14 protein-coding genes are annotated in these 12,017 nt (G+C 72.2%); 4 read left to right on the plus strand and 10 right to left on the minus strand.

Going from position 1 to position 12,017, the window contains the following annotated elements; all coding sequences use genetic code 11:
* From K336_RS0106980 to K336_RS0107005, 5 genes are all read right to left on the minus strand, one after another.
* Positions 1-227: helix-turn-helix domain-containing protein (locus K336_RS0106980; RefSeq protein ID WP_028706635.1), on the minus strand; the 227-nt coding region annotated here is incomplete at its 3' end.
* Positions 228-332: 105 nt separating this feature from the next.
* Positions 333-692, minus strand: coding sequence for a rhodanese-like domain-containing protein (locus tag K336_RS0106985; protein WP_028706636.1), 360 nt, complete (start codon positions 690-692; stop codon positions 333-335).
* A complete protein-coding gene (locus tag K336_RS15120) occupies positions 689-1,111 on the minus strand; it encodes a MarR family winged helix-turn-helix transcriptional regulator (protein WP_051245492.1) in 423 nt (140 codons plus the stop codon). The genes K336_RS0106985 and K336_RS15120 overlap by 4 nt, the downstream gene beginning before the upstream one ends.
* A 568-nt stretch (positions 1,112-1,679) precedes the next feature.
* On the minus strand, positions 1,680-2,915 hold the full coding sequence (locus tag K336_RS0107000; RefSeq protein ID WP_028706637.1) for a class I SAM-dependent RNA methyltransferase: 1,236 nt from the start codon (positions 2,913-2,915) through the stop codon (positions 1,680-1,682).
* Positions 2,912-4,936 (minus strand): APC family permease, encoded by a 2,025-nt coding sequence (locus tag K336_RS0107005; protein WP_028706638.1) that lies wholly within the window; start codon positions 4,934-4,936, stop codon positions 2,912-2,914. Before K336_RS0107005 ends, K336_RS0107000 begins: the two co-directional genes overlap by 4 nt.
* Positions 4,937-5,073: 137 nt before the next feature.
* Between K336_RS0107005 and K336_RS15125 the strand changes: the two genes are divergently transcribed.
* Both K336_RS15125 and K336_RS0107015 read left to right on the plus strand, forming a co-directional pair.
* Positions 5,074-5,721, plus strand: coding sequence for a potassium channel family protein (locus tag K336_RS15125; RefSeq protein ID WP_226906102.1), 648 nt, complete (start codon positions 5,074-5,076; stop codon positions 5,719-5,721).
* Between the two features lie 11 nt (positions 5,722-5,732).
* Positions 5,733-6,386 carry a potassium channel family protein gene (locus K336_RS0107015; RefSeq protein ID WP_021796077.1) on the plus strand — a complete coding sequence of 218 codons (654 nt, stop codon included), beginning with the start codon at positions 5,733-5,735 and terminating at the stop codon, positions 6,384-6,386.
* Positions 6,387-6,507: 121 nt separating this feature from the next.
* On the opposite strand, the gene K336_RS15130 is transcribed toward K336_RS0107015, so the two are convergent.
* Both K336_RS15130 and K336_RS0107025 read right to left on the minus strand, forming a co-directional pair.
* Positions 6,508-6,855: an OB-fold nucleic acid binding domain-containing protein gene (locus K336_RS15130; RefSeq protein ID WP_051245493.1), complete on the minus strand. Its 348-nt coding sequence runs from the start codon at positions 6,853-6,855 to the stop codon at positions 6,508-6,510.
* Between the two features lie 2 nt (positions 6,856-6,857).
* Positions 6,858-7,631 (minus strand): DUF3710 domain-containing protein, encoded by a 774-nt coding sequence (locus tag K336_RS0107025; RefSeq protein WP_028706639.1) that lies wholly within the window; start codon positions 7,629-7,631, stop codon positions 6,858-6,860.
* Positions 7,632-7,967: 336 nt separating this feature from the next.
* On the opposite strand from K336_RS0107025, the gene K336_RS0107030 reads away from it, so the two are divergent.
* Positions 7,968-8,276, plus strand: a complete 309-nt coding sequence (locus K336_RS0107030; RefSeq protein ID WP_021796072.1) for a DUF4235 domain-containing protein — start codon at positions 7,968-7,970, stop codon at positions 8,274-8,276.
* Positions 8,277-8,376: 100 nt separating this feature from the next.
* Here K336_RS0107030 and K336_RS0107035 read toward each other — a convergent pair whose 3' ends face one another.
* Positions 8,377-8,673, minus strand: coding sequence for a DUF4193 domain-containing protein (locus K336_RS0107035; protein WP_021796073.1), 297 nt, complete (start codon positions 8,671-8,673; stop codon positions 8,377-8,379).
* A gap of 250 nt (positions 8,674-8,923) precedes the next feature.
* Here K336_RS0107035 and sepH point away from each other — a divergent pair, with 250 nt between their 5' ends.
* Positions 8,924-10,093, plus strand: coding sequence for a septation protein SepH (gene sepH, locus K336_RS16970; RefSeq protein ID WP_081660661.1), 1,170 nt, complete (start codon positions 8,924-8,926; stop codon positions 10,091-10,093).
* Here the strand turns inward: sepH and K336_RS15140 are convergent.
* The gene (locus K336_RS15140; protein WP_081660662.1) at positions 10,041-11,297 is read right to left on the minus strand and encodes an alkaline phosphatase family protein; all 1,257 of its coding nucleotides are present in this window, start codon (positions 11,295-11,297) and stop codon (positions 10,041-10,043) included. The two genes, sepH and K336_RS15140, sit on opposite strands and share 53 nt — an antisense overlap.
* Complete coding sequence (locus K336_RS15145; protein ID WP_043121800.1) at positions 11,294-11,884, minus strand: DUF5998 family protein; 591 nt, start codon at positions 11,882-11,884, stop codon at positions 11,294-11,296. The genes K336_RS15140 and K336_RS15145 overlap by 4 nt, the downstream gene beginning before the upstream one ends.
* Positions 11,885-12,017: the final 133 nt, after the last annotated feature.

A 12,017-nucleotide genomic window follows, 5' to 3' on the forward strand; every position in this document is an offset into this window, starting at 1 on the left:
GCATGGCCGGTCAGGACCGAGCACATCCTGGTGGCCTGCCAGTCGGCCAGCCATTCCTGCACGGTCCGCTCCGTGCGCTCGACCATTTCAGCGATGATGCCCACGTCGACGCCACGGGAGGCGTACAGGATTGCTTCTGCTTTCATCTGCACCAGCACATGATTGTCGGGCCGCTTCTTCCATCTGATCAGGACGGCTGTTTCTTCCGGGGTGACCTCAACCTGCATGCCTCAATCATATCCGGAACAGCACAGGAAATCCACGAAAAATACGGTTTCGTTTCATGTCAGCCATAGTTGACATTCTTTTTCATCCGCGCCCCATGGCGAGCATCAGACAAGACTCTCGACCGGGAGCCCCAGGCCCTCCCATGCAGCAATGCCGCCGATCAGTTCCTTGGCGTCGTATCCGTTCCGCAGAAGGATGACTGCGGCACGACTTGCCATGTTGCACCACACGTCCCAGCAGCACAGCACGATCGTCCTGTCCTTCGGAACCTCGGACAATCTTTCCGTCAACGTATTCAGAGGGATGAGGTGAGCGCCCGCCGCCTTCACCCTCATCTTCTCGGCAGGAGCGTTTCTGACATCAACCAGAAAAAACGCATCCGGATCCCGGTCCGACGCCGCTGCATACTCCATGGGCGACAGTGTCGCCTCACAGCGCGCCTCGAAGTACTCCAGTCTGTTCATCCCATGTTCTCCTTCACCAATTTCTTCGTCAACCTGACGTACACATCTCTTTCATCTCGTGAAAAAGAAGCGAAGAACTGATCCTCGACCTGCTGGCACGCCCCTCGGAAGCGCCCCAGCGCCTCCTCCCCCCTTGAAGTCAGGAAAAGAGCGTACGATCTTCTGTCCTTCTGGCTCCTCCTCCGCTCAACATAGCCACCCTCGCAGAGTTCATCAACGAACTTCCCGATCGTGGTCCGGTCCACCTTTTGAAGATCTCCGGCCGCCCTCTGCGTGACACCCGGGTTGTCGCTGACGATCACCAGGGTCCCGAACAGCCTGCCGTTGACGTTCTCCTCTTGGAGCAGGGCATCAAACATCGCGTTCAGCTGCTGAAGCGCCTTGGCGGCCAGAAAGCCGTAGTAGTCATCGATTCTCACACCGGAGACCTCCTCCCAGTGCTGAATACTCAGCGTTGCTGATCATCAGTATAACTGACTGTTTCGTCCCTGTCAACCCTGCTCCGACCCGCACACTCGACTGTGGTGAGCCGAGTTCACGGGCCCGTCTCAGCCGACAGGACCTCGTACGAGAGATGATGAGGCTTGTTCCGCAGGACTCAACGGGAAACACCGGCCCGCGGCAGACAAGAAACAGGACCGTGTCCTCCGTGGATCCCACCTGCCCCAGGCGCAATGGGGGCGCGCCGGTCGAGGGCCAGCCCCGAAGAGACCGCCGTCCGACAGATCGAAGAAGCCTGCCGACGACCCCGCGCCCGTGAGGATGAGGTACGGGTCCCCGGCGTTCACGTCGGCGCCGCAGTCGCTCATCCTCCTCGGCACGGCGAGGGCCTTGTCCGCCTTCTCCTTCGTGGAGGAGACCCCGGCCCCTCGCATCCACGCCGCTGCGAGTCATCGTGCGGGTCCATCGTGACACGGGCCCCGCCCGCCTCCCCCGGCGTCCGACCGCGGGCCCGTCCTGCCTCCGGAGGGCCGGGGCCGTCCGTCCTCATCGGCCGTGGGACCGGAGGCCTCTCCTCAGGAGGGCGACCGTCTCGACGTGGTGGGTCATCGGGAAGATGTCGAGGGCCCGCAGGCCGGCCAGCCGCCAGCCCCGGGCTGCGAAGCGGCCCACGTCGCGGCCCAGGGAGGCCGGGTCGCAGGCGACGTAGACGACGGCCCGGGCGCCGAGCCCGGTCACGGCCTCGACGACCCGCCGGTCGACGCCGGTGCGCGGCGGATCGAGGACGACGACATCGGCGTCGGGCAGTCGGCCGAGGGCCCGCTCGACGCGGGAGGCGATGAACCGGGCCCGCGGCACGTTGGTCCGGGCCAGGCGGACCGCCGGGCCGTCCGACTCCACGCCGGTGACCCGGGCGCCGGCCCGGTCGAGGACGCCGGCGAACAGGCCGGCGCCGCAGTACAGGTCCAGGGCCCGCTCACCCGGCCGCACCTCCAGGGCGTCCAGGACCGCGCCGGCCAGGGCGTCGGCGGCGCCGGGGTGCACCTGCCAGAAGCCGTCGGCGCGGACCCGCAGGTCGAGTCCGCGCACCCGCTGGGTGACGACCGCCTCGCCGTCCACGAGGCGCCCGCCGCTCATGACCGTCACCCCGGAGTCGGCGACGGTCACGACGATCTCGCGCCCGGCCCGGTCGGCGTACCGGGCGAGTTCGTGCGGCCGGGGCCCGCGCGGATCGGCGAGCAGGAAGCCGGTCCCGGCCGGCGCCTCGACGAGCTCGTCGGAGTGGAAGCCCCGCATGCCGACGCGTCCGTCGACGTGCAGATAGCGCATGCGGGTGCGCCAGCCCCAGCCGTCGTCGTCGCCGGGCACCGCCTCGACCGGCACCGCCGGCCCGGCGCCGTCACCGGGCCCGGCTCCCCCGGGGCCGCCGTCGAGCCCGCCCAGGCGCGCAGGCTCCTCGACGCCGCCCAGGCGGGCGAGCTGCTCGGCGACGACGAGCCCCTTCATGCGCCGCTGGGCGTCCAGGGAGGCGAAGGCGAGGTCGGCCCCGGTGCAGGCGGCCGGCGGCAGGTCGAGGTCGACGCGCTCGGGCGAGGCCTCGAGCACCCGCGCGACGCGGCCCCTCCAGAAGCGATCGTGGCGGGTGTCGGTGAGCTCGACGAGGACGCTCTCGCCGGGCAGGCCCCCTCGCACGAAGACGACCCGGCCCTCGTGGCGCGCCACGACGTGGCCGCCGTGGGCGGGCGGGCCGAGCACGAGCGGCCCGATGACGGGCCCGCTCACGAGCGGGCCCCCTGCAGGGCCCGCGCCCGGGCCGCCTCGCGTTCGAGGCGCGCCTGCCGCCGACGGGCGGCCAGCTGCCGCCCCGAGCGGATCTGGTAGGGCACCGAGGTGACCATGACGCCGGGCATGAAGTGGAGCCGGGTGCGGATCACGAGGGCCGTCTGGTTGTGCAGCAGCTGCTCCCACCAGTGGCCCACGACGAACTCGGGGATGTAGACGCAGACGATGTCGCGCGGGTTGTCGCTGACGATCCGGCGCACGTAGCCGACGAAGGGCCCGGTGATCTGACGGTACGGCGAGGCGACGATCTTCAGCGGGACGCCCAGGTCCTCGTCCTCCCAGGCCTCGGTGAAGCGGGCCGTCTCGACGGGGTCGACGGCCACCGTGAGCGCCTCGAGCCGGCTCGGGTGGGTGGCCTTGGCGAACTGGATCGCCTTGACCGTCGGCTTGTTGACCGCGTTGACCATGACGACGGCGTGCACCCTGCTGGGCAGGGCCAGGTCGGACTCGTCGATGTCGTCGACCTCCTCGCGCACCGTCCGGTAGTGGCGGCTGATGGCGTGCATGAGGACGTAGACGACGGCCATGGCCAGCAGCGCCATCCAGGCGCCGTGGAGGAACTTGGAGGCCAGCACGATGACGAGCACGACGCCGGTGAGGCCGGCGCCGACGGCGTTGACGACGCGGCTGCGCCGCATGCGGCGGCGCGCCGCCGGATCGGACTCGGCGCCCAGGTGGCGGTTCCAGTGGATGATCATCGAGATCTGGCTGAGCGTGAACGAGATGAACACGCCGACGACGTACATCTGGATGAGCATCGTGACCGAGGCGTTGAAGACGAGGACGAGCACGACGGCCCCGACAGCGAGCGTCATGATGCCGTTGGAGTAGGCCAGCCGGTCGCCGCGCTGGTGCAGCTGGCGGGGCAGCCAGCCGTCGCGGGAGAGGATCGAGCCCAGTGTCGGGAAGCCGTTGAAGGCGGTGTTGGCGGCGAGGAAGAGGATGACGACGGTCATCGTCACGAGGAAGTAGAAGCCGACGCCGAAGCCCGGGTAGAAGACGGCGCGCGCCAGCTGGCCCATGATCGTCGTCGTCGCGCCGTGCACCTGGGTGCCGTCGGGGGTCACGAAGTGACTGCCCGCCGCAGGGTCGATCCTCCGGGCGCCCGTCAGGCGGGCCATCACGAGGATGCCCAGGAGCATCGAGACGGCGATCGTGCCGAGCAGGAGCAGCGTCGCGGCCGCGTTGCGCGACTTCGGGGCGCGGAAGTTCGGCACCCCGTTGCTGATGGCCTCGACGCCGGTGAGGGCGGCGCAGCCCGACGAGAAGGCGCGGGCCAGCAGGGCGAGGGCGCCGAGGCCGACGAGCGGCTCGTAGCGCCCGGTGCCCACGACGGTCCAGTCGGCGGTCTCGGCGCGGACGCTCTGGCCGAGGACGAGGATCCGGACGAGGCCCCAGACGATCATGGCGCCCACGCCGGCCATGAACAGATAGGTGGGCACCGCGAAGATGCCGCCCGAGTCGCGGATGCCGCGCAGGTTCACCGACATGAGCGCGACGATGACGACGGCCGCGACGACGCCCTCGTGGCCCGCCATCCACGGCAGCATCGCCTCGGCGTTCTGCACCCCGGAGCTGACCGACACGGCGACGGTGAGCACGTAGTCGACGAGCAGCGCGCTCGCCACGACGAGGCCGGCGTCGGGCCCGAGGTTCCTCGTGACGACCTCGTAGTCGCCGCCGCCCGAGGGGTAGGCGTGCACGGTCTGGCGGTAGCTCGCCACGACGACGAGGAGGACGACGCCCACGGCGATGCCGATCGGGATGGAGAGCACGAAGCCGGACATGCCCGCCAGCGAGAGGGTCAGCAGCACCTCGTCGGGAGCGTAGGCGACCGAGCTCAGGGCGTCGGACGCGAAGATCGGCAGCGCGATGCGCTTGGGCAGGAGCGTGTCGCCGAGCTGGGTGCTCGCGAGCTTGCGTCCGACGAGGACGCGCTTCACACGATCTGTGACACTCACGGCCAGCCAGCCTAACCCCGCACCGGGCCGGAGGCTTCATGATGCGGCTAATCTTGTCAGCGTGCTGCCGCCGGGCGTCCGCACCGGGCGGCCCGGGGCGCAGTCGTGGGGCGGAGGTCGACGTGCACATCATCATCATGGGTTGCGGCCGGGTCGGTTCGACACTGGCCCGCGGCCTGGAGAGACGCGGCCACGCCGTCTCCGTGATCGACCAGAGCGCCGACTCCTTCCGCCGGCTCGGCTCCGAGTTCAGCGGCCACACCTACAAGGGCGTCGGCTTCGACCGCGACGTGCTCCTCAAGGCCGGCATCCGCACCACCGACGGCTTCGCCGCCGTGGCGAGCGGCGACAACTCCAACATCCTCGCGGCGCGCGTCGTGCGCGAGGAGTTCGGCGTGCAGAACGTCGTCGCCCGCATCTACGACCAGGGCCGCGCCGAGGTCTACGAGAAGCTCGGCATCCCCACCGTCGCCACCGTCCGCTGGTCCGCCGGTCAGGTGATGAACCGGCTCCTCGACGACACGGCCACCCCCGTGTGGCGCGACCCGTCCGGCACGACGGCCCTCTACCAGGTGCCCTTCTCGCCCGAGTGGGCCGGCACCCCGGTCAAGGGCATCGAGCACCGGCTCCACCTGCGGGTGCCCTTCCTCACCCGCCTGGGCACCGGCATGGTGCCGACCCGCGACGTGCTGGTCCAGGAGGGCGACGTGCTCTACGTCGCCGTCGCGTCCGAACGCATCGGCTCGGTCTTCGAGACCCTGTCGAACGCCCCCGAGCAGGCCTGAGGAGAGGAACCATGCGCGTCTCCATCGTCGGCGCCGGCAATGTCGGCCGGTCCATCGCCCGCGAGCTCATCGCGAACGGGCACGAGGTGCTCCTCATCGAGAAGGACCCCCACGCCATCCGCTCCGACACCGTCCCGGAGGCCGAGTGGCTGCTCGCCGACGCCTGCGAGATGGACTCGCTCGCCGAGGCCGACCTCGAGACCTGCGACGTGGCCATCGCCGCCACCGGCGACGACAAGGCCAACCTCGTCCACACGCTGCTCGCCAAGACGGAGTTCGGCGTGCCCCGCACCGTCGCGCGCGTCAACCACCCGAAGAACGAGTGGATGTTCACCGAGCAGTGGGGCGTCGACGTGGCCGTGTCGACGCCGCGCATCATGTCGGCCCTCGTCGAGGAGGCCGTCTCCGTCGGCGCGGTCGTGCGCCTCATGACCTTCACCAAGAGCTCCGCGAACCTCGTCGAGCTGACCCTGCCCGCCGAGTCGCCGGCCATCGGACGACGGGTGCGCGAGCTGAGCCTGCCCGGCGACGGGGTGCTCGTGGCGATCATCCGCGACGGACGGGCGCAGCCCCCGCTGCCCGACGCGGCGGTCGAGGAGGGCGACGAGCTGCTCTTCACGATCAGCGAGGACCACGAGCGGGAGCTGTCGGCCTGCCTGGCCTGACAGGGCGTCGCCGGCGCGCGACGACCGGACGGGGACGCGCGGGCAGGCGCGACCCAGGAGCCGGCGCGGCGGGGCCCGGAAGGAGGCCCCGCGGCCGTGAAGACGGATCCTGGCCGGCGGCTCAGGGAAGCAGCTCGTAACCGGGGTTGAACATGACGCGACGGCCCCCGCGCTCGCTGATGAGGCCGGTGACGCGCAGGGACCGCCCGGGCGTCACGCCGGCGATCCGGTGGCGGCCCATCCAGATGAGCGTGAGCGCGCCCGTGCCGTCGGTGAGCTCGGCCTCGAGCCAGCGGTGCTCGGCCGCGGGGGTGACGGTGAGGATCGCCACCTGCCCCTGCACCGTGAGACGCCGGCGGGTGGGGGCGTCGGCGATGGCGACCGGCCCGCGGCCGGCCCCCTCGTCGGCGGGCCCCTCCTCGGGCCCGCGGCCCCGACCGAGCAGCCGGGACAGGAGGCCGCCGGCCATGGTCACCGCGTCCCGGCGGACGCCCCGGAGGCCCGGTTCGCGACCTCCGGCGGCATCGTCATGGGGATGAGCTCGCCGGGCACCTTCGGCCTGTCGCCGCGGCGGACGACCGTGTTGGCGAAGAGCTCGTAGAGCAGCTCGGTGGAGCCCTTGAGGCCCTCGGCCAGGCCGGCCTCGCCCATGAGGACGCCGCGCAGCAGCCAGCGGGGGCCCTGGGCGAACCAGGTGCGCGAGACGTGGTAGCCGTGCTGACCCTGCTGGGTGGTGATCGGGACGACGCGGCGCACCTCGGTGCCGAACGGCCCCTCGGTCAGGGTGGCCTTGCCGCCGGCCTTCCGGGCGTTGGCGATCATCTCGTCGCGCACGTCGGCGCGCATGTCGCGCCCCGCCGGCGCGGCGAACAGCGACAGCTCCATGACGGACTGGCCCGAGACCACCAGGAGCGCCTGCAGCTGCTGGGTCTGCTGGTTGACCTGGAGCTGGAGCTGCATGCCGTCGAAGGGGGTCAGGATGAGCGCGTCGAAGTCCATGCGCTCGACGTCGTCGGCGTCCAGGTCGACCTCGGACAGGTCGAAGGGACCCTCCTCGCGCCAGTCGCGCGAGGCGTCGAGCCGCCGCCACTCATCGAGCTCGTCCTCGGACTCGGCGTCGTCGCCGGAGTCCTCGTCCTCGGTGTCATCGGGGTCGGCAGCGGGGTCGTCGTCGGACCCGTCCCGCCCGACGAGCTCGTCGAGCTCGTCCTCGTCAGCCGCCCTGCGCTTCTTGCGTCCGAACATTCAGGCTTCCCACCATCATCTGCATCTGCTGAGCTTCACATTGCGACAGGCCCGGTGCCATGCCGTGCCCCAGCCTAACGCCGCGCACGAACACCCCGGCCGGACCGTCCGGCCCCGTCGTCCCTGAATCGGCGCGGAGCACCCGGGACCGACGCGGAACACGGGTCCGGCCGTGCCCGGACGCCATCGGCCCGACCGGGCACCGGCGGTCGTCCTCGCGGGGCACGGGTCGGACGCCGCCGGCCCGGCAGCGGGGTCCGGCGGGCCGACACCGACGACCCCTAGGATGGAGGGGCCGCCGGCCGCGCCCGCGGACCGGCATCGGAGGGAGGCAGGATGGCATCTCGCACCACAAACACCCAGTTCAAGGTGCTCGCCGGGGTCCTCGGCACGGTCGGCGTCTTCGCAGGCCAGAAACTTCTCAACGCCTCGTGGAAGACGATCACCGGCGAGAAGCCGCCGGACCCGAGCGATCCGGAGGTCCCGCTGGCCAAGGCAGCGGGGTGGATCATCGCCAGCGGCGTCGGCATGGCGGTCCTCCAGCTCGTCGTGGAGCGCTTCACGGCGGCCAGGGTCGCCCGGCTCACCGGGGAGATCCCCGACCTGGCCGCCAGGCGCCGGTTCCCCATCGGCCTGCGTCACTGACGTCCCCGCCCCATGATCCGGCACGGACACGCACGAGGGCCCGCACCGTGACGGTGCGGGCCCTCGTGCCGTGCCGGATCGTGGGGCCGGCCGGCTCGACTCAGACGCAGTCGACGCAGTAGGGCTTGCCGTTGCGCTCCTCGGCGAGCTGGCTGCGCGACTTCACGAGGAAGCAGCTCGCGCAGGTGAACTCGTCGGACTGGCGCGGCAGGACGCGCACGGTCAGCTCCTCGTGGGACAGATCGGCGCCGGGCAGCTCGAATGACTCGGCGGCCTCCGCCTCGTCCTCGTCGACCTTGCCGGAGTTCTTGTCGTTGCGACGGTTCTTGAGCTCCTCGATCGAATCCTCGCGTGACTCCTCATCAGTTTTGCGGGGTGCATCGTAATCAGTCGCCATGATGACCTTCCGAACCAGTGGGTGGGCTTCGTACCGGCGCCTGCTGAGAGGACCTCCAGACCGGTAAATCGTGGGCATCATACCCAAAGAACTCGCAGAACGAGCACCGTGCCGAGAAGCGGTCCGGGCGCCGCATCCGGGGCGGGGGCGGCGCCCGGGGCCGATCCCGGCCACAGGGCATGCCGCGGCGACCGGGCGGCGTGCCGACGCGGTAGATTTGCCCCTGTCATGCGTCCGGTCGCGTGATCCCATGACCGATCTACAGGCCCGGGCATCCGGGCAGGATGCGGGGAGATGCCAGATGGACAGTGCCTTGACGCCACGGGAGATCCAGTCCCGCATCCGCGCCGGCGAGTCCCCCGACGACGTCGCGCGGGCGGCCGGGGTGCCGGTCGACGGCATCGAGGGCTACGCGGCCCCCGTCCTGGCCGAGCGCGAGCACATGGCCGAGATGGCGCAGGCGGCGCAGTGCCGGCGCGGCAACGGCCGCGGGCCGGCCCCGCTGGGCGAGGCCGCCCGCGCGCGCCTGGGCTCCGAGGGCATCGACGCCGACTCCGTCGACTGGGACGCCTGGCGCGAGGAGGACCGCGCCGATCGGCACTGGACCGTGCAGGCCAGCTACCGGATCGGCTCGACCGTCAAGCAGGCGCGCTTCGACTTCGACCCCCGCGGACGGTTCGCGGTGGCGGCGAACGACGACGCTCGCTGGCTCCTCGGCGAGGAGCCCCCGAGGCCGCGCACCCCGATCCGCAGGGCCGACCCGGACGCCGAGCCCACCGTCGACCTCAATGACGAGATGGCGCTCGTGCGGGCCGTCCAGCCGGGCCAGCAGCCAATCGTCGGCGGCGGCGCCGCGCTCGCCGAGGTCTACGGGGCCGCCGAGTCGAGCGGCTTGGAGGACGCCGAGGACGAGCTCGAGCACACCGGGCTGACCAAGATCGACGGCGTCTACGAGCTCGTGCCCAATCCGACCTCCGACATGGACGTGCTCTACGACATGCTCTCGGGCTTCGACGAGGACTCCGTCCACGTCTACGCCGGCCTCAACCAGCCGATCGCGGTGGGCGGTGCGGAGGACGGGCGCGCCGGCGAGGACGGGCGCGACGTGGACGGGCCCGACGACCGCTCCGCCGGGGCCGACCGGGACCTCGGCGCCCGGGGCGCCGAGGAGGCGCCCGCCGGGGCCGGCGGGCCGGAGCGGGCCGGCAGGGACCGCCCCGGGAGGGGACGGACCGCGAAGAGGGAGCACCCGGCCGGGCAGGGCCCCGAAGAGCCCGAACAGGACCCGCTGCCGGAGGCGGCGCCGGAGAAGAGGCCTCCGCGCAAGCGCAGGGGCCACCGCGCCTCCGTCCCCAGCTGGGACGAGATCATGTTCGGCGGCCCGAAGGGCCCCGACGACTCCGGCGCCCCCCTGCGCTGAGCCGGGACGCCGACGGGCCGGTCGGCCGACCGTCTGGAGGAGCCGGACGACGGGGCCGGGGTTCCACCCGGTCCAGTCCCTCGTCGACGAGCAGAGGGACGAGCATCTCGTCGGGCTCCGGCGAGCCGTGCTGGCCGACGAGCGCGAACTCGCGCTCCCTCGTGCGGGTCATGACGGCCCAGTCCCCACGGGCGGCGACGAGGACGTCGCCCAGCCGTTCGGCGACCCCGGGTGCGAGCTCCGGGCCGAACCAGCCGGCCTCGACGGCCTCCTCGCGGGTGCGGACCCAGGCGCGTTCGCCCATGATCCGCGCCCAGCGGGCCGCGACGGCGTGCGGTTCGCGCGTGTAGAGATAGCGCAGCCGGCCCTCGCCGCCGATGAGTTCGAGCCCTTCGGCCAGGCCCGGGACGTCCTCGATGACGACCCGGTGCCGGGCCGGGACGTCGACCATGCCGTGGTCGCCGGTGACGAGCAGGCAGACGTCGGCGGGCAGCGCCCGCCGCAGGACCTCGAGCCCGGCGTCGACGCGGACCAGCCGGTCGAGCCACTGCCCCGAGCCGACGCCCCTGCCGTGACCGGTGTGGTCGAGCTCGCTCTCGTAGACGTAGGCGAGCGCGGGCCCGGCGGCGACGGCGGCGAGGATCGTCTCGAGCCGGGCCGCCATGGGGGCGTCCCGGCCGAAGCCGCGGAAGGACCCGCCGCGCAGCGCCGCGCGCGTGAGGCCGCTGCGGCGGAACCGGCTGCGCGAGACGGTGGTGACGGCGACGCCGGCCCGCTCCAGGCGCTCGAACCAGGTGGGCACCGGTTGCAGCAGCTCGGGGTCGGGGTCCAGCGGCCCCCAGTCGAGGGGGCGCAGGAGGTCGCCCGCCCTCGAGGGGCGGAAGGAGTAGCCGACGATGCCGTGCACGCCGGGCGGGCGACCGGTGCCGAGCGTCGTGAGCGAGCAGGCGGTGGTGGCCGGCACGGGCGCGCTGAGCGGGCGGGCGTCGGCGAGCAGCCGGGGGATGCGGCCGAGCGCGGGAAGGTTGGCGAGCAGTTGGTTCCAGCCCAGTCCGTCGACGAGCACGAGCACGTAGGCGCGGGCGGGCGGCACGTCCAGGGCGCCGGGCGGGGCGTCGGGCGCCCCGAGGCGGTGGGCGACCGCCGGGAGCAGCTCGGCGAGCGTGCCGCTGCCGTAGTCGGGGGCCGCCGGGTCGGCGCTCACCGCGGGACCGGCCCGTGGGCCAGGCGCTGGAGGGCGCCGGCGAACTCGACGAGGCGCTGCACGTTCTCGGCGCCGTCCGCGGCCGGGCTCATGCGGATCGTGATGTCCTCGCCGACCGCCTCGCCGTCGAAGCCGTGGTCGGCCGTGCACGACGGGTCGCCGCAGTGGGCCGGGACGATCTGCAGGCGCCGCACGGCGTCCCAGGTGAGGGTCAGCCAGGTCTCGACGACGGACGCCTCGGCGCTGCCGTACCGCTCGGGGTGGGACAGGACGCGGCTCACCGTGATGACGCCGAGCAGCCACAGCGGAACCGACTCGCTCGTCGTGACGGCGGTGTCCGCGCCGCGGGCGTCGGTCTCCTCGTCGGTGTGGCTCACGATGAGGCGCCCGGGCGTGAGGACGAGGACCGTGAGATGGCGGATGATGCCCTCGGGCCCGACCGTGGCCTCGTGCTGGACGAGGAAGTCGACGACCGTCTCGTCCCCGAGGGCCGTGGACACCGAGTCCTCGACGAGCTCGGGGAAGAAGCCGCACTCGTCGACGCGGTCGCGCAGGGCCTGCGGAAGGGCGGAGGGGCTCGTGTTCATCACGCCCCCATCGTGCCACCCCGGGGCCCGCCGGGCGGGGACCGGCGTGTCCGCCCCGCCCGGCCGCGGGCGCCTCCACCAGCCTCACCGGGGTCCCGGAGGCGGGCCGCCTCCCGGGCGGGACGGTCGTGGC

This window comes from Propionibacterium acidifaciens DSM 21887 (assembly GCF_000426605.1).
Classification (GTDB): Bacteria; Actinomycetota; Actinomycetes; order Propionibacteriales; family Propionibacteriaceae; genus Propionibacterium; species Propionibacterium acidifaciens.

What these genes read in the sequence shown, in the direction of transcription:
- K336_RS0106985 (WP_028706636.1), bottom strand. Translation starts at nt 692, where the DNA reads ATGAACAGACTGGAGTACTTCGAGGCGCGCTGTGAGGCGACACTGTCG.
- K336_RS15125 (WP_226906102.1), top strand. Translation starts at nt 5,074, where the DNA reads ATGGGTTGCGGCCGGGTCGGTTCGACACTGGCCCGCGGCCTGGAGAGA.
- K336_RS0107015 (WP_021796077.1), top strand. Translation starts at nt 5,733, where the DNA reads ATGCGCGTCTCCATCGTCGGCGCCGGCAATGTCGGCCGGTCCATCGCC.
- K336_RS15130 (WP_051245493.1), bottom strand. Translation starts at nt 6,855, where the DNA reads ATGGCCGGCGGCCTCCTGTCCCGGCTGCTCGGTCGGGGCCGCGGGCCC.
- K336_RS0107025 (WP_028706639.1), bottom strand. Translation starts at nt 7,631, where the DNA reads ATGTTCGGACGCAAGAAGCGCAGGGCGGCTGACGAGGACGAGCTCGAC.
- K336_RS0107030 (WP_021796072.1), top strand. Translation starts at nt 7,968, where the DNA reads ATGGCATCTCGCACCACAAACACCCAGTTCAAGGTGCTCGCCGGGGTC.
- K336_RS0107035 (WP_021796073.1), bottom strand. Translation starts at nt 8,673, where the DNA reads ATGGCGACTGATTACGATGCACCCCGCAAAACTGATGAGGAGTCACGC.
- sepH (WP_081660661.1), top strand. Translation starts at nt 8,924, where the DNA reads ATGACCGATCTACAGGCCCGGGCATCCGGGCAGGATGCGGGGAGATGC.
- K336_RS15145 (WP_043121800.1), bottom strand. Translation starts at nt 11,884, where the DNA reads ATGAACACGAGCCCCTCCGCCCTTCCGCAGGCCCTGCGCGACCGCGTC.